Raw genomic sequence first — 25,178 nt, forward strand, 5'->3', positions numbered from 1 at the left:
TATAGCCAAAAATGAGTACCAAGACAACCTTACTAGAAGCGATCGCTGGTCAAAATCGCGGGTTACTAACTACTGAAAACGATAAAGTCCGCATTCTCTCTTTAATTCAACAACTAGAAGATGAAAACCCTAACCCTCATCCCCTAGAAGCTGCAACCCTTCTTGAGGGTAATTGGAGACTATTATATACAACTAGTCGGGGTATTTTGGGTTTAAATCGTTTTCCCCTGTTGCAGTTAGGACAGATCTATCAGTATATTAACCCTCAAGACGCTATTTTATACAATGTTGCCGAAATTGTCGGAATTCCTTTTTTAGAGGGCTTAGTAAGCGTTAGGGCGCGGTTTGAGGCGGTTTCTGAAAGTAGGGTTAATGTGATTTTTGAGCGCTCGATTATAGCATTACAACGAGTAATTACTTATCGATCGCCCTTACAATTTATTGAAGATATCGAGAAGGGCAAAAAATACCCTCCCCTTGATTTTAACATCACTAATCGCGATCAAAAGGGATGGCTAGAAATTACTTATCTTGATCAAGATATTCGGATTGGTAGAGGAAACGAAGGTAATGTTTTTGTTTTAGCTAAAGTAAATTAGTCCATAAATTCATCCTATTTAACTCTATTTCTCCAAAGATAGTTGCAAAAGAAACATCAGCAGCGTCTCTCCCTGTACCAATACGGATTAAACCCTCTAGAGGTACTAATTTAGTTGCGTCAAAAAGATACCAAGCGTTATCTAGATAAACTTCAAAGTAGGCATGAAAATCAGGAGGATCTAATTTATAAGCATAACCTGTCACAAAACGCGCGGGAATATTTAACGCGCGACACATAGCTATAGCTAAATGAGCAAAATCTCGACAAACTCCAGCCCTACCCTTGACAGTCTCTAAAGCGGTAGTCTCATTATCACTGCTTCCTAAAACGTAGGTGATATTGTTGTGAATCCAATCGCAGACTACTTTTACTTGTTCATAACCTGCCTCTATCTGGGCAAATCTTTGAAAGGTTAATTCAAATAACTGATCTGACTCACAATAACGGGAAGGATAAACGTACCTTAGCATATCTAGAGGTAAAAAGCTAGGGGGTTTAGCTAAAATTTTTTGTTCAGGGTTGATTTGGGGGTAACTTAACTCAACATCTGCTTGATAATAAAGGTTAAATTTTCCTGGAGGTACATTGACGCGTAAGAAGCGATTGTGCAGAATAGGTTCTATATACTCTTCATGGGGTAAGTTAGGGGTTAAAACTAGGTTTTCGGTGAGGATAGTTTGATTGTCTGTACTAGCAACGGCTATGTTAAAGATAAAGGTACTCTCTTCGTAAACATAATATTCTAGTTCGCAACCACAATTAAATTGTTGGTGATTATTTGCCTTCATGTTACACTTGATGATAGAAGCGATGCAGATAGATAAATTATGACTAATCAACTAGTAGAAGATAACTCTCGTGATGATCACCTTCTTTTAAATTACGAGGATTTGTTGAAAACTATTTTAGCAGAATTAAACAAGACAGGGGAGTTATTTAAGCTTTCTGGTGATAAACGTCGTTTAATTGTACAAATTGATACCATTGCTAAAGCGATCGCTATTCTGAATATCTCTAGTCCTATTTTAGGACGAGAAGAATTAACACGTACAGCTACTATTAACTTTAGTCCCGAATTTGCCCCTAAATTTAATACCTACATCACCGATATTAAAGATACCCTCTCTTCTCTTTTAAAAGATTATCTAGCTACAGAAAATTTTTCTCTGACAGAATTAGTAACCAATCTCTCCCAATATAAGGCTAACCAACCTGAGTTAAATTTTCTCTATCCTTTTGCACCTTTAAATAATATTGCCCAACAATCATTAGTAATTAATCCTGAAGCTACGGGAAGTACTTCCGCTTTAAAACTGCACAAACTAACTATTCAGGTTAAAAACTTACAACGGTTTACCAATAGTTTAAGACAGGGATTAGAGAATTATGTAGAAGACTTAACCGATGATGAAGAGGAGTTAGAAGATATCCAAGCTATTTTAGCAGAAGGAAAAGATATTGATTACCTTAGAGAGTTTGTTAACCAGGAAACCCTAGGACAATTAAAAAAGGAAGCTTGTCTTAAATATCTTGAGTATATCGCTGAGAATATCTCCGAGTATAATCACGACATTTTTTATTTAAAAGACTTGATTAGACGGTTAAAACTTCTCAAAGAATTTTTTAATCAAGATCATGCTGATAACTATTATAAAATCAGTTATGAAGGTCAAGAAATTGACTTGAAAACTGCTTTAGCCCAATCTTACGCTTTTGACTGTTTACCGATTATTCCTATAGTTACTGGTAACTTGGGGGAGATTAGCGGAGATAATCAAGACAATCCTGAGTTTGTGTTTGGCTTAAAGCTGAAGTTAAATAGTCCGGTCGAAAAAACTAAGAGTAAATCTGCTTTAGCTTATCACCTAGACTTCATTAATCCTAACAGTCAACTATATAAGGAAGAGTTAGCCAAAGCAACTAAGAAAGAAAGATTCTATACAAAAGTTTTTCAGCGTTTCTGCGTCTATTTCTTTGTCTTAACTTCTCGTTGTCAACCCGATAGCAAGAACTATCACCAAGCGGATGAATTAAATTATGATCCTGTGGAGAGTTTTAATAGTAAATGTTTTGGGATTCTGAAAGGAAGTGATGATCAAGCCAAAAAGGACTTACTGATTAACTTTAATAAAGGTTTAAAAGATAGTAGATTTAAAATAGAACATAAGTTAGCTAAACTAGCTAAACTCCTCAAAGAATTTCTTACCCAAGGTACAATCCTTAAACCCCAAGAATATCCTGTACATATCGAGATTCAAAGAGGTATTTTAGAGTCAGAGTGTGAAGATATCATCACCAATCAAACTTTACTTAAAAATAAACGCCAACCTAAAAAAGATCTTAGTCAAGTTGTTGTTAGTGAAGCTGCAATCAATCCCTCTGCGTTTTGTCAAATAGAAGCTAAATTGACTATTGAAGATATTCGTTATCATCTTCAGGGAGAAAAACAACTCTTTAACATGGAATATGATTTAGAAGGTATCCAGACTCTCCCGATACTTTTTTCTCCTAAACATGAAATCGTCAGAGAGAAGTATCAAAGCTTCTCTAACCAGAAACTAGTCAACTTTCCCTATAGCTTAGATATCAAAACTTATAACTCAACCCAACAGTTTAGATACTATTTTACCTTCTCTCTCCTTACTTATATCTGTTTAAAAATTATCACCGACGAGATTAAGCTCAAGTTATTCTTACCCATACTCAGACTACACCTTCAGGGAAAAGATAATAATGCAGATACTCATAATCCCGAAAGTGAGATGAGAGACTATTCTAAAGTACTCGCCCATTTATTGAGTATGGATCATCTCGCTAATTCCCAAGGTATCGATATTAAGAAAGGTAATAAATTTAAAACCAAAAATGCTTTAAATTCTCTCTACTCAGTTATCCCTAAAAACTTCTCCTTTCCCTCTACTCAATACACACCAACTTTAGATAAAGTAGCTTTAATCATCGTTAGTAGTCATGAATGCGATGGGAGTAAACAAGCTAGTCGAGACAATCGTCTTAGTAATCTGATTGGGGAAGTAATTACTATGGATTTACTCCCTTCGGGTAAAGTACAAGTTAAAACCTTGAAGAGTTTAAGCGCTAATTATGTCAATGAGATTATGTATCGTCAACCCACAATTATTCTAGACACCGTTACTAATCTCTATCACCAAGGTTATCGTCATATTTTCTATGTGGCTAAAACTCCTTATACCAGCAATCTCCATCTAACTAAATCAGATAATAACGATAACCTCTTTTTCCTGTCTCGGGATTTAATTAAATATATCTATCAAGACTATCAAGACTTGTATCTCTATCCCGTCTTTTTTGAACAATATTATGTACGTAAAGTTAAGGGGGATTTAACCCAATCTCTTTCTTTACAAGATAGTCGTCAACTGCAAGACTTATTTAATGATCCTACTCAGAAAGGGGTTATCTTTTTTAACCTGTTTAATGGCATTACTGTTAAGGAGGATTCTTTCTATAATGGCGTTATTTCTTATTCTACTCTCGTAGGTGTCTATAAAGATCTTCTCGATGACCAAGCTATCCGTCAAAACCTGGTTTATAACGAAGGGCAAAAAAATGATTTATTGCAATATCTGACTTTATTACATTTCTCGCGCTACGAAAAAAGTTCTAGTCAAAAGAGTCCACATAGTCTCAAACTTAACCCCTATCAAGATATCGTCAGCGACCAATCCGTCTCCAAACTCTCTTTGTTTAAACATCCCCAAAATAAGACTGATTTTAATCTTCTGGCTTTTTTAACCGAAGTCCGTCGCGTTTTAACCGTTACCCCACAACCCGAAAACCATGAATCAAATTAAATCACAATTACGAGATGACCAAGGTAGATTATTTGAGGTTGGCTTTAATAGCGGTATCCTCGCTTATCTCCACCAACAACAAATTAAAACCCCTTGGGTTGATTTCTATCGCCCTGATTTAGAACAACTGCAACTTACCAAGTTAGTCAACAAATTGATTGAGCGTAGTCAAACCATTAGCACAGTCAATAAAAAAATTATCACGAGGTGGAGTCAGCTAATTCTGTTACGAGGATTTTTGGGAGGTTTGAGTTTTGTCAGGGAATATCTCGAATCCCAAAGCTGGAATAGGTTTGAGCTAATAGAGGTGCTATACTTTCAGTGTAGCTTTTGTGACGATAATAGCTTAAACACACATAGTAAGGGCGATTATAGCTTATCATCTTCGATTTTAAACGAGTTCAGCCAAAATGTCAAGAACTTGGCTAAAAATTTAGAGGAAGTAGATATAAATAGGTATCTAGAAAAGGGGGAATTCTTAAAAGCAGATACCCTAATTTTATGGCGTTATAGAAAAGAGTATCGCTTATTAGTTGTGGATGCTTCTTTATTTTCTTTAGACGCGACTCAAGATTTAACTAACCCTGAATTCATCGAATTAACCAAAAAAAAATTAATGAGAGAAATGGGTTATATCAGATCCAAAAGCATTTTTAATCGTTTAAGTATCGATACGGGAGAGAGGGAAGATTTGAGTTATGCGTTTACTCCGAAGATGAAAGATTACTTTAGGGCTTTTAAGGTTGAAAATAAAAACAAAGAAAGTATCAAATTAATTCAAGCGGGAAGTTATGCTTATAGCTTCTATCAATTTTTACTTAAACAACAGATAATCGAGAAGGAAAGTAGAATAATTATGACAGCGATTGGTTATAGCGATCGCGGCATTAGTTCTTTGGTAGTTACTCCAGAGAATATAGATATACTGAAAAACTGTCATGAGATTTATAAACAAGATTACTCTAAGGTAGAAATCCAAGAAGCTAGAGAAAGAGTTTTTAATCTAATTAGACTGCAAATCAACAAAAGCTTTGACCAAGGTAAAACATTCGTTAATCAATTATTGTCAATCTCCCCAAGACAAACCGCTGCTTTTTCCCACCAAGAAAGATTAAGCAATTTTGCTAATACTGCAGCTAATATATCTTTTGAGTTAGCCCAAAGTTTATCCCTTGGAGATAACTCTAGTTTATCCCTTAGAAATGCTCATGCAGAATTAATTACCCAATCCCTAACAAGTGAGGCTAATTATTTATTTCTCACGGGAAATCCTGGTATAGGCAAAACAACAGCAGTAGTTAAGTTTCTCAAAGAACATATCCCTGAAGGCTTTCTCTTTTTATACATAAGTCCGCGTATCCAAGTCAATAAAGATATCATTGAGAAATTTAAGGACAAAGAATCAGGTAAACTTTATGACGATCGCCTTTTCTGTCTGAGTAGCCATAGCCAATTAATCAATAATTATGGTGCATTACGATATCAACATATCGTTAACTATATAGCCGAAAAATATCCCGAAAACTTTAGCAGAAAATCTGTACAATTTCTTAACTTTACTCAAGAAGACTCTCCTATTAATTCCTCTTCTAAGATTAAACGTCAGAATGAAAATACCCTCAGAGTAGTTAATCAAGGTAAACCAGGAGTATTAGCTAGTATTGCCAATGCAATTTATACCCTAATCGATGAAGAAATATCTAACCAAATCGTCGCTACTACTTCTCTACAATCTTTACGAGAAACTTATAACGGTAAAACAACTCTGGAACATTTAAACCTTATTTTTCAAAGTGCTTATAACTCTAGTCAAAACTGTGTGATTCCCCAAAATATGCGTCAAATCTCCCGACGCATTAAACACATATTTATTATGATTGATGAAATCACAGGGAGTGAAAATGGCGCAGCTTTTCTTAAAGGTATTAGCGATTTTACTAAGAGATATCAATTATGCAACCCTGAATATGGATTCAATACTAAAATCATCGTCGCTGATGCTTCTATAGTAGAACAAAGTGTTATCAATCAGCATTTAAGTACTATTAATCCTGAACCTGATAAAATCTTTTTTAGGAAAGCGACTACTACCCCCCAAGCTTTAACCATCAATAATTTCTGCTTTCAGAAAAAACCAGCGATAATTATTAACGCCAATTCCTATCCCGCTAATAACCTAGACTTAACCTATAGAGTCTTTGTGGAAGCGAAAGAGTTTGATGCTGAAAAACAAGACTTAAAACGAGATGATGGTAAATTACTCCATGAATTAGAAAGCAGTATTCTACAAGATATTCACTCCCTTTCGGAAGAAGATGGTCAAATTTTAATCTATATCCAAGACAAGCAAAAACTGCAAACTATCCTAGATAAGTTAAACGCGGTTAGAAGTAAACCCCTAGAGAAAAATAAAGACTATCTCGAAGTTAGGTCTAACCTTAGTGAAAGAGAGAAAAAAGAATTACATCAATATAAAGAAGATCAAAAAATCAAATTAATTTTCATGACTTCAGCGGGAAGTAGAGGTCTTTCTTTTCCCTATGTTAAACACATCCTCGTAGTTATTCCCACCTTTCAAGTAGAACAAAATATCATGGAGATTCTCCAGGTGATTTATCGTGGTAGAGGAAAAGAAGAAATAGATAAACAAGATAAGCAAATCATTTTTTATCTCGCTGAAAAAGCTATCTATTACCCCGATACCGATGAAGAATTAGCCCGTCAAGAAACCCTACTTAATATCCTCAATACCTTGTTAATTATTAAAGTCGCTATGATGACGAGAATCAAAGGTGCGGGAAATTTAGGTAAACAAGCAATAGTCTTGATTCCCATTGGGGGTAAATCCACTGTCGCTGCTGGAGCAACTTTTTCTAGTAAGATTAATAATCTTCTGGATTTACTATACCAAGAATATCGACTTAATCCTAGTCATAAGATTTTGAAGGAAACCCATCAACAATTACAAGAATTATTGAGTAAAACCCATTTTTCTCTAAGTCCTCCCCAAGAGGCTAATTCCTATTTAGGTTCTCTAGGAACTTTCTCGGATAACTTTACTAGTGCAATTAATGATAACTTCGCGGAGTTATTAAGTTTTGGCAATCTGGAAAAAAGTTATATCGTTGGTGGTTTAATTATTGTCCCAACTAAAGAAAAACCCTTAGCTAAACAATATCATCTACGGTTAGCTAAAATTATCCAAACCAATTCTAGTCAATTATTAAAGTCTCTCCAAGCTATTAAGCTGAATCAGGAACAATATAATATTAATCTTCGTTACGCGACTCAAGATGCTATTCATTTAATCGAAGAAATTCAAACAGAGATGAACAATAGTCAAAATTTACAAGAAACTAGTAATTATTTGGATCAATATTACGCTTTCCCTTTATTTACTCTCCTAAGTCTGGAGATTTTGTCTGAATATTTAGAAACAGAAGACGATGAGGAAACTAGTTTTAAGCGAGTCTTGTTAATCTATATTAAATCTCTGCACAATGTTTATGATATTTTACCTATTGGTTATAAATATCAAGATTTCCCTTTTATTTTGTTTAGGAGTTATAGTCTTGAAAAAATGCGTCAGCAATTATTTACTCAAAACTATTTATTTAATTCCACTGAGCTAAATATTGTTAATTTAATTCAATCTCAAGAATAGGGGAGTAGGGGGAGAGACGGGAGAAGGGAGAAGGGAGCTTTTAAGTATATTATATGTTAATAATAATACTTAAACCTAATACCTAAACCTTAACTCAGAACTTTATTTATTCTTCTGTTGGGTTTTGGCTTGTTCTAAAGCGATTTCTTTCATAGCTTCAAAAGAATTACGATTAGACGTACCTTCAATCGCTTTAACGGCTAAATCCTGTACTTGTTTTTGGGCTAATTCTAGCTGTTTAGTCAGACTTTCTAGACGTGTTTGTTGATTAGTGATACTCTCTTCTAAAGCTTGAATGCGTAATTGATAATTCTGTTTTTCTCCCTCGATTTCTTTTTGACGTAAATCAGTTTTAACTTTAGCTTGATAAGTTCCAATTCCCTTACCTTCTTCTTGACCTTTTTTCTTTTTAGCTTCTAATTCAGCAGGAAAAGCTTCTACTTGTTGTTTAACTTCTGTATATTTAGCTTCCGATTCGGCGATCGCTTTTTCTCTTTCTTGCCATGCTTTTTCTTGTTGTTGACGAATGTCGGCTAATTCTTGATATAAAGCGTTTTTAGTTTGCTCATATTCTTCTTGACTCAAAGTTAATTCTAACTCTAGGTTGTAATTGTATTCTTCTGCTTCCCGTCTTTTCTCTTTTTCGTAGTCTTCGTTTCTACCTTTAACTTCTCTATTATGAGTTTCTTTTTCTTTTGACCAAGCTAAACGTAAATCTTGAATCTCTTGTAATAAAGTCTCGCTTTGTTCCCTCAATTCAAGTTCAAAAGCTTTAGCGCTATTTTGATACTCAATAATTAACTCGTCGAGGGTATCTTCGGTAATTTCTTCTAGTTCGTATAATTCCGTTAGTTGTGCTTTTTCCTGTGTTAAAGCTGTTTGTAACTTACCTAAACTAGTTGCTTCAGTAATCAACTGTTCTGATAAATTACTAACTGTACCACCAAAACTGAGTTTCAGTTGTTCTAAATTGGCTAAAGTGTCATTGAGATTAGTAGTCATAGTTTCAGGAGGTTGAGATGGTTGAGGAGGAGAGACTTTAGGTTGTTGTTGTAACTGTTTGAGTTGTTTTTCTATCCCTTGTTTTTCTTGTTTTAATTCCTCAAAAGCTTCTAGGATTTGTGCTTTAGTACTTTTAGAGTTAATAGTCATATCTTTATTTCTCCTTTACTAAACTTGACCTTGAAATGCTCTAGCTGCTAAACTTTGAGCTTGAGTATTGGCTACTTGTAATTGGGCGATGATTTCGTTAATTTGTTCTGTTTGTTTAGCTACAGTAGCTTCTAGAGATTGTAATTTTAATTCGTATCCTTGTTTAGTAGCTTCCCATTCTTTCTCGATTAAATCTGACTTGACTTTACTGTCTCTTTCTGCTTCTTTGATTCCTTCTACCCTAGCTTCTTCATAAGCTTTTTGTAACGCTGCGGGGAAACCTTCTACTTGTTTTTGTTTGGCTGCAAAATCAGCTTGATTATCTGTTAAATATTTCTCTCTTTCACTCCAGAGTTTCTCTTGACGTTGATTAGTTTCTGTTAATTCTCTCTCTTGTAAACGTTTTACTTCTTCGTATTCGTCCATCTCTATTTTGCGTTGTCTTTCTATCTCATAAGTTATATCAGCTTTGGTACGTTCTCTAGTTTGTAAAAGTAGTTCTCTTTCTTCGTTGATTCTAGCAGTAAATTCTAGTTGTTCTTTAGTCCAAACTTTATGAGTTTGCTCTTGTTCAAGGGTTATTGCTTCCCGTTGTTGATTAATTTGATTTTCTAAATGTCTGAGTCTTTCTTGATGTTCTTGTCTGAGAATGTGTAAAGCATCCGCTACCAATCTAACTTGTCGCAATTTAGCGAGGTTTTCGGTTTCAACTTGGATCGCTTTTTGTAATTGTTCTAATTTTGTTGATTCGTTGTTAAGACGTTGTGATAATGAGTTGATAATGTTACCAAAATCTAACTGTAACGACGCCATACCATTGACGATATTATCTAAGGTATATTCGGCAACTGTAGTTAATAATTCTTGATTTTTGGCTTTTTCGGCTTCTTCTTCTTTGGTAGCTACTTTAGAATCACTGCTTTGATAATCTGTTAGTAGTTTAGCGAAGTCTTGGAGAATCTGTTGTTTACTGTCTTGTGGTGTTGGTTGAGTCATCAGCCTTAGCCTTGATTTTTTAGTCAACAACTCTAGTCTAAATCATGTTGATTTTTTAGTCAAGATTATTTAGAATAAAATAAATAGCCAAATCACTAGTATGACTGAGAGTTTTAGTAGATTAATTCGTGCATCGAGAAAAAATAAAGGGTATAGTCAGAGAGAGTTAGGGGAGCTAGTGGGTTTAGACTTTACCTACTTATCTAAATTAGAAAACGATCGCGCCGAATATCCCCCCAAAGAGGAGATAATTAGGAAAATAGCCCATCATCTAGATTTAAACGAAGAAGAATTAGTCTTTTTAGCGGGGCGTATCCCTCAGAAAGAAGAAGACTTACTTAAACAACATTACCAAGAATTGCCCACTTTATTTCGGCGAATGCGAGAAAATCCCGAATTTGCCCGTCAAGTGTTTCAACAAGCGTTCAAAGTAGAGTAAAATGAGTTTAATCAAAGAATTTCGCTTTATATCTAAAGTCGAGATAGAGAGAATAGCTAACCAAATTATCGAGGAAATGTCCCAAACTAGAAACTATTACCCTAAATTTCCTCTCGACGCTAGTCGTGTAGCTGAGTTTTTGGGATTAGATCTAGTCTGGGATTTTATCCCTCCCGATGCAGAAGGAGAAATAGCCGCGAGAATTTTACCTGTACAAAGATTAATTGAAATCAACGAAAACTTAACTCAATGGGGATTAGGTTTAACAGAATCAACCATAGCCCATGAAATAGGACATTGGGTTTTACATATTAATCATCAAGAAATAGCTAGTTATAAAGAACAAAAAATAGTCTGTCATAATCAACAACATCTTAAAGGTAGAGAATGGCAAGCCCAATATTTTGCTAGTTGTTTATTAATGCCCAAAAAAGAATTAAAAAGGGTAAGTAAAGGTAAAAATATCTATAAATGGTCTGATTTATACGCGATCGCTGCTGAATTAGGGGTAACAATTTCTAATTTAGTACATCGTCTCCAGGATCTAGGTTGGCTTGAGTTAAATTCTGATTCTCGAAAGATTTTACCTGTAAATTAATGTTGTCTTTAATTGCAATTATAGCTAGTATTTGGATAGTTTTACCCCCAGCAAATATGGGGTTATTACCATTAAGAATAATCGCCATAGAAATCAGCCCAATTTTAGTATTATTTAATCTATTTAGTCTATTTATAAGTAGCAATAAATGGTTAAGTTTATTAGCTTTAATAATTAGTTTAATCCCTTTAATTCAATTTCCTTCAACTAGAGAAAGATGTAAACAAGCAATAGAAGAAGTTATCGGGACAAAATATCTGACTCTAATCTCTGGGGTTATTCCTCAAGAAATTGTCGTCGAAACAGATAGAGAATTTGCTCATCTCGATGGGGTTAAATTAACGTTCAATGTGTATCGTCCCCAAAGAGAGGGTAAATATCCTACTCTGATTATGATTTATGGTGGTGCTTGGCGTAGTGGTAATCCCAATAATAACCAAGTTTTTAGCCGTTATTTAGCGAAAAGAGGTTATACAGTCATCTCTATCGACTATCGTCACGCACCCAAATATACCTTTCCCGTACAACTAAATGATATACAATTAGCCTTATCTTATATTCATGATCACCCTGAGACTTTAGGAGTAGATTTAGAGAGAGTAGCAATCATGGGAAGATCCGCGGGTGGACATTTAGCCACTTTAGCCACTCTTCAACCAGGGGCGATCGCTTTTAAGGCTTTAATTAATTATTATGGTCCAATTAATCTCACCGAAGCTTATTTTAATCCACCTAGACCAGATCCGATTAATACTCGTGAGATACTTAAAGATTTTTTAGGGGGAACACCAGAAACTAGACCAGAATTATATCAACAAGCTTCACCGATTAGTTATACTGATATTCCTTTTGTCCCTACTTTATTAGTATATCCTAGCCAAGATCATTTAGTCCAAGCTAAATATGCACGAGAGTTATACGAAAAACTCAAAGCCAGAGGTAATCAAGTAGTATTTTTAGATATTCCTTGGTCTGAGCACGCTTTTGATGAGGTTTTCAGGGGTTTAAGTAACCGTCTCGTTTTGTATTATACTGAAGCTTTTTTAGTTTCATTGCTCAAAATCTGAAAAATTTGTCAAAATATCTAGCTTTAAGTTGAAAAAAGATTGCAAAATGTAAAGATATCATACAAAATACTGAGCGTAAAAGTGGATAATCAACTTGTCCAAATCAAATTAACCAATCAAGGAATAGTTTTAGGGGCGATCGCCATCGCTTTAACTTTGTTATTAATGGTGCTGAGTATCTATCTTAGCCCTTTAGCAGATCCTTATATTCAAGAAGTATTAGCAGCAAAAGGAGATATTAGTAATGGTCACGCTATTTTTAAGATTAACTGCGCCGGTTGTCACGGTATAGAAGCAGATGGTAACGTAGGACCGAGTTTACATACCGTATCCAAAAGAAGGTCAAAAGCGAGTATCATTCACCAAGTAATTAGTGGAGAAACCCCCCCAATGCCCAAATTTCAGCCAAATACACAAGAAATGGCTGATTTATTGAGTTATTTAGAGTCAATCTCTAGAGATTAGATATCTAAATCTAAGAGATTGAGACGAGATCCATGAGTTTCGATGAACTCTCGCCGGGGGGCTACGCGATCGCCCATTAAAACGGTAAAAACGCGATCAGCTTCCGCTGCGTCCTCGATTTCTATACGTTTGAGGGTACGAGATTCAGGGTTCATCGTAGTATCCCAGAGTTGTTGTGGCATCATCTCCCCAAGACCTTTAAAGCGTTGGATGGTATAGTTAGCATTATCGGGAAACTCTCTGATGCGTTGTTGCAATTCGCGATCGCTATAACAATAATAGTGGTTACGTCCTCTTTCTATTTTATACAGAGGAGGACAAGCGATATAGATATAACCTTGATCCACCAATTGACGTTGATAGCGATAAAAGAAGGTTAATAACAGAGTCCGAATGTGAGAACCATCTACATCAGCGTCAGTCATAATAATAATGCGATGATAACGTAAAGCTGAAGAGTCAAATTCCTCCCCTTTAATCCCTAAACCCAAAGCGGTAATTAAAGCTTGTATCTCGTTATTTTTATAGATTTTGGAGTCGTCGGTTTTTTCGATATTGAGAATCTTACCGCGTAGGGGTAAAATGGCTTGAAAACGGCGATCACGTCCTTGTTTAGCTGATCCTCCCGCGCTATCTCCTTCCACTAAAAAAATTTCTGACTCACTCGGATCGCGAGAACTACAATCAGCCAATTTACCTGGTAGGGGTGAAGACTCTAAGACTGATTTACGTCTGACTAATTCCCTCGCGTGACGCGCAGCTTCAGCTGCTTTAAAAGCTTGAATAGCTTTATCAAGGATGGTATCTGCTATTTGGGGATTAAACTCTAGGTATTCATTTAAGACCTCTCCAACCAAAGAGTCAACGATACCCCGCACTTCAGTATTACCTAATTTAGTTTTAGTTTGACCTTCAAATTCAGGATCGGGTACTTTAACGGAGATAACCGCTGTTAAACCTTCTCTAACGTTTTCTCCCCCTAGATTAGACTCATTTTCCTTGATTTTGTTACGTTTACGCGCAATATTATTGATAGTTCGCGTTAAAACCGCTTTGAGTCCTTCTAAATGAGTTCCACCGTCGATAGTGCGAATATTGTTAGCAAAACCGAGTAAATTATCGTTATAAGCATCTACAGACCATTGTAAAGCTACTTCTACTTGTACGTTATTCCGTTCCCCTGAGACATAAATAATATCCTGATGGAGGGGATCTTTTTCCCGATTCATATAGGTAACGTATTCGCGAATACCTCCCTCATAACAATAGATATCTTCTCGTGGAGGGGTTTGACGTTTATCGGTAAAAGTTATTTTAACTCCCGCGTTGAGATAAGCCAATTCTCTTAAACGTCCCCCTAGGGTATTATAGTCAAAGTCTCTAGTTTCACTAAAAATCTGTTCGTCGGGGAGAAAGTGTACCTGAGTTCCCTGTTGGTTTCCTTGATATGGTTTAGAGATTAACTCAGTAACAGGTACTCCTCTCTCATAACGTTGTGTGTGGATTTTTTTGTCTCTCCATACCGTTACTTCTACCCATTCTGAAAGAGCATTAACTACGGAAATACCTACACCGTGAAGTCCTCCCGAAACTTTATAACCGCCACCACCAAATTTTCCCCCTGCGTGTAAAACCGTCATTACGGTTTCTAAAGCTGATTTTCCTGTGGTAGGATGGGTATCAGTAGGTATTCCTCTACCGTTATCGGTAACTGAACATGAGCCGTCTTCTGTAATTTCAATCTCAATATGTGTACAATGACCAGCTAATGCTTCATCGATGGAATTATCTACTACTTCATAGACCAGGTGATGTAGTCCTCTAGGTCCTGTTGTCCCAATATACATTCCTGGTCTTTTGCGTACTGGATCAAGACCTTCTAGTACTTGAATTTGCTCAGCACTGTAACTACTACTAGTCATGTATTTCTCCTTTAAGAGCTTAGAGCCTTGTTTTGGCTACTTTATGACAAAATCTGTCAAAATTCTAACACAAAAGCGTTAAAAATGATTTAAATGGTGTTTGAAGGGAAATTTATTTAGGGATACATATCAGGTAAAATGCTCTTAATCGTTATTTGTGGTGCTACGGCTACTGGTAAGTCTAATTTAGCTTTACAATTGGCTAAGGCTGTGGATGGGGTGATTATTAGTGCTGATTCTCGCCAAGTCTATCAAGATTTTAACATCGGTACGGCTAAACCATCGGCTCAAGAACAACAACAGGTGACTCATTATCTTATTGATGTTTGTCACCCAACCCAAGTGTTTACTTTAGCTCAATATCAACAACTTGCTACACAAATTATCAACTCGTTATCTCAACCCGTCTTCTTGGTGGGGGGAACTGGTTTATATATTAAGTCTATCGTTAAAGGTCTCCTCATCCCTCCTGTTTCTCCTCAACCTGAATTGCGATCGCAACTCCTGACTCTCTCTCAAACAGAATTATATCAACAATTAACTCAATTAGACGCGATCGCCGCTAGCAAGATTCACCCTAATGACCAAGTACGTACTTTAAGAGCACTAGAAGTATATTATGTAACTGGTATCCCTATTTCTCAACAACAGGGAGAAAATCCCCCCCCCTATAAAATTATCCAGATTGGTTTAGATTGTCTCAGTGATTCTTTAAGCGATCGCCTTACTCAACGCACAGAAAAAATGCTGACCATGGGTTTAGTAGAAGAGGTAAAATATCTCTTAGGAAAATATGACCCTGATTTACATTTATTTAAGACCCTTGGCTACCAAGAAATCAAGGATTATCTCACAGGAAAAATCACCTTATCAGCAGCGAAAAATTTAACTATTCTACATACTCGTCAATTTGCCAAAAGACAACGTACCTGGTTTAAAGCTATTCCTGAGATTATCTGGTTAGACGCTGATTCTCCTCATCTAGTGGAACAAAGTTTAGAGCTAATAAAATTATTACAAAAAGAAAATAAACGTTAATTAATTTAAATTTTCAATTAGAAAAACGTTGACATATGAACCAAGAAGAGATTAGCAAATTTTGTCAGGGTTGGAATATACGAGAATTATATGTTTTTGGTTCAATTTTAACAAATCGCTTTCACAATAATAGTGATCTAGATTTACTGCTTAATTTTAGTCCTAATGCAGCCCAAGGATTATTAACTCTTGCTAGAATAAAAAATGAACTAGAAGCTAAAACATTACGTTAAATATACATTGTCCTGAAACAATCTATAGAAAACAGTGAAAATTGGCTACGTCGTCAAGAAATTCTCCAAACAATGCAGTTGATTTATGCAAAGAGATAAAGTATTTACTAAGGATATTGAGCAATCTGTTTTAATGGTTAATGAAGAAAAATAATCAGCTATTCTCTATCAGGTCATTATGATTAGCGAAGCTACTAAACGTTTATTCACCCTCATATTCCTTGGAAAGATATTGCAGGAATGCGAGATATAGTTGTACATCAATATGAGCGAATTAATTTCTCTACTCTTTGAGATGTTGTTCAGAATGATATCCCCAAACTTTGGCAATATCTTGAACCTCTTTTAGACAAATAGCAATTCTCCTAGGGAAAATTTCAACCCTAGAAGAAATAGAGAAAACTTAATCAGAAGCAGAAATAACCGCGGCTAATCTTTCCGTAGAAATTTCTCTCAAAGCAGTTAAAGCAACGTCAAAGAGTCTTTGTGGTTTTAATTCATCTTTAACTAGACTCCAGATTCTTTGTACTTCTTCAGTGTGCAGGCGATCGTCTTCGGTTAAAGCGATTAATAACTGTTGACGGAAGTATTTACCTTCCTCTGAGAGTAAGAAGGTTAAACCAAGTCTCGCGGTAGGAATAAGGTCAAATTGTTGATCACTTTGAGCGATCGCCAGCATATTTTCTAACCTTTGCCATTGGAATTTACCATCTTTAAAGAGGATATCAATCAGACGTCTGCGTAATTGGGGGGATTCTCCCGTAAGCAAGCGTTTAGATACGTAGGGATAGGAAACCTCTACTATTTTAAAATCTGGATTAAGGGTTAAAGCTAAACCTTCTTGAGTGATAATCGAACGAATAATTAAAGCGAATTTAGACGGTATCCTAAAGGGATACTCATACATCAATTCTGAGAAATGATCCGTAACGGTTTTAAAGTTAAAATCTTTAACGCTTTCACCAACCGCAGTCCCCAACACTTCTTCTAAAGCAGGGATAATCGGAGTTAAATCCGTATCTGCTGTTAAAAATCCTAGCCTAACAAAATCATCAGCTAGAGCTTGATAATCTTTATTAATGAGTTGTACTACAGCGCTAGCGATGGTTTCTTTAGTTTCTTCCTCTAGTTGATCCATCATCCCAAAATCGATATAAGCCATGCGACCATCAGGAGTAGCAAACAGGTTACCTGGGTGAGGATCTGCGTGAAAGAAACCGTGTTCTAGAAGTTGACGTAAACCAGAAGTAACCCCAATTTTAATCAGTTCGTTTAAATCTAACCCCGCAGAAGCTATTTTAGCGGTATCGGTGAGTTTAAAACCGTCGATCCATTCTAAAGTTAAAATGCGATAGCTGCTATATTTCCAGTAGATTTTAGGAACTTTGATATCACGATCATTACGGAAATTAGTGGCAAATTTTTCCGCGTTTCTACCTTCGTTTTGATAGTCTATTTCTTCAAATAATTTAACCCCGAATTCATCAACAATCAGGGTTAAATCGTGTCCTATATTTACTGGTAATAAAGGTTTTAACCAACTAACGATTAAGCGTAACAGATGTAAATCGAGAGAAATAACAGGTCGTAAATTAGGTCGTTGAACTTTGACAGCTACTTCTTCTCCTGTATATAGTTTAGCGCGGTAAACTTGTCCTAGACTAGCTGCTGCGATGGGATTGGGGGAAATTTCTTGATATACCTGTTTGATGCTAGCTTGTAAATCTGTTTCGATGATTGTAAAGGCTGTTTGATTATCAAAGGGGGGTAATTGATCTTGGAGTTTAATTAATTCTTCTAAAAAATCTTTACGGACTAAATCTGGTCTAGTGGATAAAGCTTGACCAATTTTAATAAAGGTTGGTCCTAAATTAGTTAATAATTTTCTTAAAGTGGTTGCTCTTTTTTGCTTATTTTTTTCCTCTTGGTTAGTCCAACCATCCCAATATAGACTTAAAACAAAAGTAACAAAACCTGTGGTAATCCTCAAACCTCTCCAGATTACTTGCCAAGGTCTCCGACTATAATAGCGGGCGATCGCTTTTGGGTCATATTCTGTTCGGGCTTGGTTAAAAACAACTAAATCTGTATTCACCAATTTTTTCTGCCTCTTTAATGAGAATTGAATGTATCTCTATTTACATAATTTTACAAAATTTTCGCCAAACTGTCGCAAAAAAACTGATTTAGATTAAGATAAACCCTAGAGTACTCACAAAATTAACTTTAAACTAGTTATGGACTTGATTCATGGCTTATTTGCACACTTTCCTAGTATCTTCGCTCAAAGAGTAGAAGATCCCCAGGTATTAGATCAAATCAAAGAAAACTTTGACTATTTTATTCAATCAGGTCAAGTTTGGGCTTTAGGTATCGGCTTTTTCCTTGGTTATCTCTTTCGTAGTTTTACTGGCTAAATATCGTGACTATCAAAAAAACTTGGAGCGATCGCTTTGAAACCGCTCTTCATCCCTTTATCGCTGAATTCAATGCTAGTATTAGCTTTGATCTCGAATTATTAGAATACGACTTAACAGGTTCAATCGCTCACGCTAAAATGCTCGCTCACTGTGGCATTATTAGTGAAAGTGAAGCTGAGCAATTAGTAACAGGTTTAGAACAAATTCGTCAAGAATATCGCCAAGGTGAATTTAACCCTGGAATCGACGCCGAAGACGTACACTTTGCTGTAGAACGACGTCTTACGGAAATCACGGGAGATGTAGGTAAAAAATTACACACTGCTCGTTCCCGTAATGACCAAGTGGGTACTGATATTAGACTCTATCTGAGAGAAGAAATTAAGCAAATTCGCACTCACCTACGCGCTTTTCAAACAGCACTGTTAGAGCACGCTACAAATCATGTTGAGACGATTATTCCAGGTTATACCCATCTGCAAAGAGCACAACCGCTGAGTCTAGCTCATCATCTATTGGCTTATTTTTACATGGCTCAACGAGATTGGGAAAGATTAGGGGAAATCAGAGTGAGAACTAATATCTCTCCTCTCGGTGCAGGTGCTTTAGCAGGTACAACTTTCCCCATTGATAGACACTATAGCGCTTCTTTACTAGATTTTGACCAGGTTTATCCTAATAGTTTAGACGCAGTCAGCGATCGCGATTTTGCTATTGAATTCCTTTGTAGCGCTAGTCTGATTATGGTACATTTAAGTCGCTTGAGTGAAGAAATGATTCTTTGGTCCTCCCAAGAATTCGGCTTTATTACTCTTACAGATAGTTGTGCTACAGGCTCGAGTATAATGCCTCAAAAGAAAAACCCCGATGTACCCGAATTAGTTCGCGGTAAATCAGGTCGTGTTTTTGGTCATTTACAAGCTTTATTAGTCTTAATGAAGGGTTTACCCCTAGCTTATAACAAGGATTTACAAGAGGATAAAGAGGCTATTTTTGATACGGTAAAAACCACTAAAGCTTGTTTACAGGCTATGACTATACTATTGAGTGAGGGTATCGTTTTTAATGTGGAACGATTAGCTACTACTGTAACCGAAGACTTTTCTAACGCAACAGACGTAGCAGACTATTTAGCAGCTCGTGGAGTACCTTTTCGGGAAGCTTATAATATAGTCGGTAAAGTGGTTAAAACTAGTTTAGCTGAAGGTAAGCTACTCAAGGATTTAACCCTAGCAGAATGGCAAAGCTTACACCCTATGTTCGCTGAGGATATCTTCGAGGCGATCGCCCCCAAACAAGTAGTCGCAGCTCGCAATAGTTACGGTGGTACTGGTTTTACCCAAGTACGCGAGAGTCTCAAAAAAGCTCAAACTCTCCTAGAATCTTAACCTATGCTACGTTTTGCTAAAACCGTCTTAGGGATTATTCTGCGTCATCCTCTCCCTGGAGTTACTATGATTCCCGTGGCTACTGATGGTCGTATCGTTTTGGTGCGACGTCGTGATACTGGTACATGGAGTTTACCAGGGGGGTTAGTGGATTGGGGAGAAGATTTAACCACTACCGCTACTAGGGAATTAAAGGAAGAAACAGGTTTAGAGCTAGTGCAAATCCGCCGTTTAGTGGGTGTTTATTCTAATATAAATCGCGATCCTCGGATGCACTCCATCGCTATTCTTGTAGAAGCCGAGATTAAAGGTGACTTACAAGTACAAGATCATGGAGAAATTACCGAAGTGGCTTATTTTACTCCCGATTCCATCCCAATTGAGAATCTTAGTCATGACCATGCTGAGCAAATCCGTGATTATTTTCAAGGCTTGACCAGATTAGCTTAATTTTTTTCTTAATTACTTGACAATTTTTATCATTAAGCTTATAGTAGATATTGTGTTCTCCTCTCAAAGATCGGCAGGTTGAAGCGCTAGGGTTATAATGTAATAGCGCTCTCCCTGTTTTTTTTATCAAAAAAATGGGTCTAAAACCCTCTCCTGAAGGAGGAATCGGTTTTGCCGGCGGAATCTTATCAAGCTAGGGAACGCCGACCAAGAAGATAAACCAGGGGAGGGTCAATGAGAATCTTATAATTTCCTTAAGAACTAGGCTAGATAAATTAGGTCGATCGCACAATGAAGATAATAGCAGTCATAATCCCCTAAATTAAAATATGAACAATCAGCAAGGGAAACAAGGTTTATACGATCCTCAGTTCGAGCACGACTCGTGTGGTGTTGGATTTATAGTCAACATGAAGGGGAAACAATCCCACGAGATTGTAGAACAAGCCTTAACGATTTTATTAAATCTTGATCACCGTGGCGCTTGTGGGTGTGAAGCTAATACAGGAGATGGAGCAGGGATTCTCATCCAAATACCCCACAAATTTTGCCAAAAAATAGCTCAAGAAAACCAAATAGAACTCCCAGAGCCAGGAAATTACGGCGTTGGGATGGTTTATACTTCACCCCTAGACCCTACAAGTAAACAAAGTCAAGAAATATTTAACCGCATAGTCAGTGAAGAAGGACAACAAGTTTTAGGGTGGCGCGAAGTACCCACCAATAACTCATCCTTGGGATATACCGCTCAATCGAGCGAGCCAAGAATGCAGCAAATGTTTATCGCTAAAAATCCAGCTCTCCAAGATGATGCAGCCTTTGAACGCAAACTATACATAATCCGTAAACGCGCTTACGAAGCAATTCGCCAAAGTGGGATTAATTCTTGGTGGTATTGCCCTAGTCTATCCTGTAGGACTTTGGTATATAAAGGGATGCTCACCCCAGGACAATTACCCGAATATTATCTGGATTTACAAGATCAAGATTTAGAATCAGCTTTAGGATTAGTCCACTCACGCTTTAGCACTAATACCTTTCCAAGTTGGGAAAGAGCCCACCCCTACCGTTATATAGCTCATAATGGAGAAATAAATACCCTGCGGGGAAATATCAACTGGATGCAAGCCAGACAATCTCTCTTAGAATCAGAATTATTCGGCGCAGATCTAGAAAAAATCAAACCAATAGTTGATATTAACGGTAGTGACGCCACCATTTTTGATAACGTTTTAGAATTACTGCACCAAGGAGGGCGATCACTTCCCCATAGCATCATGATGATGATACCTGAACCTTGGACGGGTAATCAATTCATGAGTGCCGAGAAAAAAGCCTTTTATCAATATCATTCCTGTTTAATGGAACCCTGGGATGGACCTGCGTCGATCGCCTTTACCGATGGTAAAATGATTGGAGCAATCTTAGATCGCAACGGTTTACGACCCTCCCGTTACTACGTCACTAAAGATGACCTGGTAATTATGGCATCAGAAGCAGGAGTTGTCCCCATTGAACCTAGTAGAGTAGCCCATAAAGGGAGACTAGAGCCAGGTAAAATGTTCCTAGTAGATATGCAGGAAGGTCGAATTATCGCCGATGAAGAACTAAAAGAGCAAATAGCCAAAGCTCAACCCTATCAAGATTGGGTTAAAGGAAATCTGGTTGATTTAGCCGACTTACCCCCAGCTACCCCAATTACAGAAGAAGACCCAGAAAACCTCAGAAACCAACAAATAGCCTTTGGTTATACCTTTGAACAATTGCGGTTACTGATAACACCCATGGCTAAAAATGGGGTAGAAGCAATAGGGTCAATGGGTACAGATACACCTCTAGCAGTATTATCAGATTATCCTAAACGTCTGTTTGACTACTTTAAACAACTCTTCGCTCAAGTAACTAACCCCCCCATAGACTCTATCCGAGAAGAGATTATCACCTCAGCAGCAACAACCATCGGTAGTGAAGGAAATCTACTTAAACCCCTACCAGAAAGTTGTCATCTCATTAACCTGAAAACCCCCATTCTCAATAACGCAGAATTAGCTAAACTCAAACACCTCCAAGGAGATTTTCTCTCCACCACTATCCCCATACTCTTTGACCCCAAACAAGGCGTACAAGGCTTAGAAACAGCCTTAGAAGAGATATTTAAACGAGCAGATGCAGCCATTGCTTCTGGAGTAGCCATTATTATCCTCAGCGATCGCGGTATCGCCGCAGATAAAACCGCTATCCCCTCACTCCTAGCCGTAGCAGGATTACACCACCATCTGATTAGACAAGGAACAAGAACCAAAGTAGGATTAGTCCTAGAATCAGGAGATCCCCGAGAAGTACATCACTACGCAGTCTTACTAGGTTACGGTTGTTGCGCCATTAACCCCTATCTAGCTTTAGGAAGTATTCAAGCCTTAATCAACGAAGGAAGTCTCACAGGTGTAGATTATCCAACCGCCGAGAAAAACTACATCAAAGCAGCCACCAAAGGAGTAATCAAGGTAGCCTCGAAAATTGGCATCTCTACCCTCCAAAGTTATCGTGGAGCGCAAATCTTTGAGGCGATCGGCTTAAATCAAAGCCTCATCCAAAAATACTTTACAGGTACAGCATCTCGAATTCAAGGAGCAGACTTAGCCGTAATCGCCTCTGAAGCAATACTTACCCATAATCGCGCCTATGGCGATCGCGAAACCATCGATCATACCCTAGATGTAGGAGGAGAATACCAATGGCGTAAAGACGGTGAAGCCCACCTACTCTCGCCAGAAACCATCCACACCCTGCAAAAAGCCGTCAGAACAGGAGACTACGCAGCCTATAAACAATATTCAGCCCTAATCAACGAACACAACCGACAATACTTTACTTTACGTAACCTACTGGAATTCAAAGCCAGAGAACCAGTACCCATCGCAGAAGTAGAACCCATCGAAGCTATTACCAGACGCTTTAAAACAGGGGCAATGAGTTACGGCTCAATCTCCAAAGAAGCGCACGAAGCCCTAGCTATAGCCATGAATCGCATCGGGGGTAAATCCAACACAGGAGAAGGAGGAGAAGATCCCGATCGCTATACCTGGACAAACGAACAGGGAGACTCCAAAAATAGCGCCATCAAACAAGTAGCATCAGGACGTTTTGGGGTGACCAGTCTCTACCTCTCCCAAGCTCAAGAAATTCAAATTAAAATGGCTCAAGGAGCAAAACCAGGAGAAGGAGGACAATTACCAGGACGTAAAGTCTATCCCTGGATCGCTAAAGTGCGCTACTCCACCCCAGGTGTAGGCTTGATTTCACCCCCACCTCACCACGATATCTACTCTATCGAAGACCTCGCCGAATTAATCCACGACCTCAAAAACGCTAACCGCGAAGCACGGATTAACGTTAAACTCGTCTCAGAAGTAGGCGTAGGGACGATCGCCGCAGGAGTAGCCAAAGCCCACGCAGACGTAGTCTTAATCTCAGGTTTTGACGGTGGTACAGGAGCATCACCCCAAACCTCGATTAAACACGCGGGCTTACCCTGGGAATTAGGCTTAGCCGAAACCCACCAAACCCTAGTTTTAAATAAACTGCGCTCTCGTATCGTGGTGGAAACCGATGGACAGATGAAAACAGGACGAGACATCGTGGTAGCAGCTTTATTAGGAGCAGAAGAATTTGGCTTCTCCACCGCACCCTTAGTTAGCCTAGGTTGTATCATGATGCGTGTCTGTCACCTCAATACCTGTCCCGCGGGAATCGCTACCCAAGATCCCTATCTACGGGAAAGTTTTACAGGAGATCCAGCTCACGTAGTTAATTTTATGACCTTTATTGCTCAAGAAGTCAGAGAATTAATGGCTCAACTCGGTTTCCGCACCTTTAACGAAATGATTGGACGCACAGATGTATTGGAGGCTAAAGGGGCGATCGACCATTGGAAAGCTAAAAATATCGACCTTACCCCTATCTTGCATCAACCAGAAGTAGATGAAAGTGTAGGACGTTACTGTCAAATACCTCAAGACCACGGTTTAGAAAAATCCCTAGACCTCACCGTCTTACTAGATTTGTGTCAAGATACTCTCTTAAACAAAACACCCATCAAAGCTACTCTACCCATTAAAAATACTAATCGCGCTGTGGGAACAATTCTCGGCAATGAAATTAGTAAACGCTATTGGGAAGGGCTACCCGAAGATACCATACATTTACACTTTCAAGGTAGCGCTGGTCAAAGTTTTGGTGCTTTTGTGCCAACAGGAGTAACCCTAGAATTAGAAGGAGACGCTAACGATTATGTTGGTAAAGGTTTAAGCGGTGCTAAAATCATCATCTACCCATCTCAAGAATCTACCTTTATCCCTGAAGAAAATATCATCATCGGTAACGTCGCACTTTATGGCGCTACTTCTGGAGAAATCTATATCAGAGGTAAAGCAGGTGAACGCTTCGCTGTACGTAACTCTGGAGTAACCGCAGTAGTGGAAGGAGTAGGGGATCACGGTTGTGAGTACATGACTGGTGGTCAAGTAATAGTACTTGGAGCTACTGGTCGTAACTTTGCGGCTGGCATGAGTGGCGGTGTTGCCTATATACTAGATGAAGACAACACTTTTGCTAGTAAATGCAATCAGGAAATGGTAGAGTTAGAAACCCTCTCTAATTCAGCAGAAATCGACGAACTCTATCAAATCATCCAACAACATATTAACTATACTCAGAGTCAACAAGCTCAAAGAGTATTAGATAACTGGGAAACTTTAGTACCAAAATTCGTCAAAGTAATGCCAAGAGACTATAAACGTGTCATTCAGGCACTGAATAAAGCTCTAGACGCAGGAATGACTCAAGATGAAGCGATGATCGCAGCTTTTGAAGAAAACGCCCGCGATGTAGCCAGAATCGCAGGAAGTTAGGT

The 25,178-nt window shown here is 37.7% G+C and carries 17 protein-coding genes and 2 pseudogenes; 14 read left to right on the top strand and 5 right to left on the bottom strand.

The window, feature by feature from the left end:
• Positions 1 to 11 precede the first annotated feature (11 nt).
• Positions 12 to 599, top strand: a complete 588-nt coding sequence (locus EA365_05245; GenBank protein TVQ46412.1) for a fibrillin — start codon at positions 12 to 14, stop codon at positions 597 to 599.
• Here EA365_05245 and EA365_05250 read toward each other — a convergent pair.
• Positions 586 to 1,389, bottom strand: coding sequence for a transglutaminase family protein (locus EA365_05250; GenBank protein TVQ46413.1), 804 nt, complete (start codon positions 1,387 to 1,389; stop codon positions 586 to 588). The genes EA365_05245 and EA365_05250 overlap by 14 nt on opposite strands.
• Positions 1,390 to 1,428: 39 nt before the next feature.
• On the opposite strand from EA365_05250, the gene EA365_05255 reads away from it, so the two are divergent.
• Together EA365_05255 and EA365_05260 are read left to right on the top strand one after the other, a co-directional pair.
• Positions 1,429 to 4,434, top strand: coding sequence for a hypothetical protein (locus EA365_05255; GenBank protein TVQ46414.1), 3,006 nt, complete (start codon positions 1,429 to 1,431; stop codon positions 4,432 to 4,434).
• On the top strand, positions 4,421 to 8,098 hold the full coding sequence (locus EA365_05260) for a helicase (GenBank protein TVQ46415.1): 3,678 nt from the start codon (positions 4,421 to 4,423) through the stop codon (positions 8,096 to 8,098). Before EA365_05255 ends, EA365_05260 begins: the two co-directional genes overlap by 14 nt.
• A gap of 102 nt (positions 8,099 to 8,200) precedes the next feature.
• On the opposite strand, the gene EA365_05265 is transcribed toward EA365_05260, so the two are convergent.
• Positions 8,201 to 9,250 (bottom strand): hypothetical protein, encoded by a 1,050-nt coding sequence (locus EA365_05265; GenBank protein ID TVQ46416.1) that lies wholly within the window; start codon positions 9,248 to 9,250, stop codon positions 8,201 to 8,203.
• An 18-nt stretch (positions 9,251 to 9,268) separates the two neighbouring features.
• Complete coding sequence (locus EA365_05270; protein ID TVQ46417.1) at positions 9,269 to 10,246, bottom strand: hypothetical protein; 978 nt, start codon at positions 10,244 to 10,246, stop codon at positions 9,269 to 9,271.
• 100 nt (positions 10,247 to 10,346) lie between these two features.
• On the opposite strand from EA365_05270, the gene EA365_05275 reads away from it, so the two are divergent.
• From EA365_05275 to EA365_05290, 4 genes are all read left to right on the top strand, one after another.
• On the top strand, positions 10,347 to 10,685 hold the full coding sequence (locus EA365_05275) for an XRE family transcriptional regulator (protein TVQ46418.1): 339 nt from the start codon (positions 10,347 to 10,349) through the stop codon (positions 10,683 to 10,685).
• 1 nt (position 10,686) lies between these two features.
• Positions 10,687 to 11,283, top strand: a complete 597-nt coding sequence (locus EA365_05280; GenBank protein TVQ46419.1) for an ImmA/IrrE family metallo-endopeptidase — start codon at positions 10,687 to 10,689, stop codon at positions 11,281 to 11,283.
• Complete coding sequence (locus EA365_05285) at positions 11,283 to 12,350, top strand: alpha/beta hydrolase (GenBank protein TVQ46420.1); 1,068 nt, start codon at positions 11,283 to 11,285, stop codon at positions 12,348 to 12,350. The genes EA365_05280 and EA365_05285 overlap by 1 nt, the downstream gene beginning before the upstream one ends.
• 81 nt (positions 12,351 to 12,431) lie before the next feature.
• Complete coding sequence (locus tag EA365_05290; GenBank protein ID TVQ46421.1) at positions 12,432 to 12,815, top strand: cytochrome c; 384 nt, start codon at positions 12,432 to 12,434, stop codon at positions 12,813 to 12,815.
• Here EA365_05290 and gyrB read toward each other — a convergent pair.
• Positions 12,812 to 14,737 (bottom strand): DNA topoisomerase (ATP-hydrolyzing) subunit B, encoded by a 1,926-nt coding sequence (gene gyrB / locus EA365_05295; GenBank protein TVQ46422.1) that lies wholly within the window; start codon positions 14,735 to 14,737, stop codon positions 12,812 to 12,814. The genes EA365_05290 and gyrB overlap by 4 nt on opposite strands.
• A 138-nt stretch (positions 14,738 to 14,875) precedes the next feature.
• Here gyrB and miaA point away from each other — a divergent pair, with 138 nt between their 5' ends.
• From miaA to EA365_05310, 3 genes and pseudogenes are all read left to right on the top strand, one after another.
• Positions 14,876 to 15,775: a tRNA (adenosine(37)-N6)-dimethylallyltransferase MiaA gene (gene miaA / locus EA365_05300; GenBank protein ID TVQ46423.1), complete on the top strand. Its 900-nt coding sequence runs from the start codon at positions 14,876 to 14,878 to the stop codon at positions 15,773 to 15,775.
• Between the two features lie 35 nt (positions 15,776 to 15,810).
• Positions 15,811 to 16,107 (top strand): annotated as a pseudogene (locus EA365_05305) (DNA polymerase subunit beta).
• A pseudogene (locus EA365_05310) lies at positions 16,094 to 16,302 on the top strand (DUF86 domain-containing protein). The pseudogenes EA365_05305 and EA365_05310 overlap by 14 nt, the downstream one beginning before the upstream one ends.
• Positions 16,303 to 16,411: 109 nt before the next feature.
• Here EA365_05310 and EA365_05315 read toward each other — a convergent pair.
• On the bottom strand, positions 16,412 to 18,103 hold the full coding sequence (locus EA365_05315; GenBank protein TVQ46424.1) for an AarF/ABC1/UbiB kinase family protein: 1,692 nt from the start codon (positions 18,101 to 18,103) through the stop codon (positions 16,412 to 16,414).
• 142 nt (positions 18,104 to 18,245) lie between these two features.
• Between EA365_05315 and EA365_05320 the strand changes: the two genes are divergently transcribed.
• From EA365_05320 to EA365_05335, 4 genes are all read left to right on the top strand, one after another.
• Positions 18,246 to 18,425, top strand: coding sequence for a hypothetical protein (locus EA365_05320; GenBank protein TVQ46425.1), 180 nt, complete (start codon positions 18,246 to 18,248; stop codon positions 18,423 to 18,425).
• Between the two features lie 5 nt (positions 18,426 to 18,430).
• A complete protein-coding gene (gene argH / locus EA365_05325) occupies positions 18,431 to 19,816 on the top strand; it encodes an argininosuccinate lyase (protein TVQ46426.1) in 1,386 nt (461 codons plus the stop codon).
• 3 nt (positions 19,817 to 19,819) lie between these two features.
• Positions 19,820 to 20,266 (top strand): NUDIX hydrolase, encoded by a 447-nt coding sequence (locus EA365_05330; protein TVQ46427.1) that lies wholly within the window; start codon positions 19,820 to 19,822, stop codon positions 20,264 to 20,266.
• A gap of 329 nt (positions 20,267 to 20,595) precedes the next feature.
• A complete protein-coding gene (locus EA365_05335; GenBank protein TVQ46428.1) occupies positions 20,596 to 25,176 on the top strand; it encodes a glutamate synthase large subunit in 4,581 nt (1,526 codons plus the stop codon).
• The last annotated feature ends 2 nt before the right edge of the window (positions 25,177 to 25,178 follow it).

Source organism: Gloeocapsa sp. DLM2.Bin57 (assembly GCA_007693955.1).
Taxonomy (GTDB): domain Bacteria; phylum Cyanobacteriota; class Cyanobacteriia; order Cyanobacteriales; family Gloeocapsaceae; genus Gloeocapsa.

Bases quoted from the DNA above. Each gene is read 5' to 3' on its own strand.
- EA365_05245 (TVQ46412.1), top strand. From the start codon at position 12: ATGAGTACCAAGACAACCTTACTAGAAGCGATCGCTGGTCAAAATCGC.
- EA365_05250 (TVQ46413.1), bottom strand. From the start codon at position 1,389: ATGAAGGCAAATAATCACCAACAATTTAATTGTGGTTGCGAACTAGAA.
- EA365_05255 (TVQ46414.1), top strand. From the start codon at position 1,429: ATGACTAATCAACTAGTAGAAGATAACTCTCGTGATGATCACCTTCTT.
- EA365_05260 (TVQ46415.1), top strand. From the start codon at position 4,421: ATGAATCAAATTAAATCACAATTACGAGATGACCAAGGTAGATTATTT.
- EA365_05265 (TVQ46416.1), bottom strand. From the start codon at position 9,250: ATGACTATTAACTCTAAAAGTACTAAAGCACAAATCCTAGAAGCTTTT.
- EA365_05270 (TVQ46417.1), bottom strand. From the start codon at position 10,246: ATGACTCAACCAACACCACAAGACAGTAAACAACAGATTCTCCAAGAC.
- EA365_05275 (TVQ46418.1), top strand. From the start codon at position 10,347: ATGACTGAGAGTTTTAGTAGATTAATTCGTGCATCGAGAAAAAATAAA.
- EA365_05280 (TVQ46419.1), top strand. From the start codon at position 10,687: ATGAGTTTAATCAAAGAATTTCGCTTTATATCTAAAGTCGAGATAGAG.
- EA365_05285 (TVQ46420.1), top strand. From the start codon at position 11,283: ATGTTGTCTTTAATTGCAATTATAGCTAGTATTTGGATAGTTTTACCC.
- gyrB (TVQ46422.1), bottom strand. From the start codon at position 14,737: ATGACTAGTAGTAGTTACAGTGCTGAGCAAATTCAAGTACTAGAAGGT.
- miaA (TVQ46423.1), top strand. From the start codon at position 14,876: ATGCTCTTAATCGTTATTTGTGGTGCTACGGCTACTGGTAAGTCTAAT.
- EA365_05320 (TVQ46425.1), top strand. From the start codon at position 18,246: ATGGACTTGATTCATGGCTTATTTGCACACTTTCCTAGTATCTTCGCT.
- EA365_05330 (TVQ46427.1), top strand. From the start codon at position 19,820: ATGCTACGTTTTGCTAAAACCGTCTTAGGGATTATTCTGCGTCATCCT.
- EA365_05335 (TVQ46428.1), top strand. From the start codon at position 20,596: ATGAACAATCAGCAAGGGAAACAAGGTTTATACGATCCTCAGTTCGAG.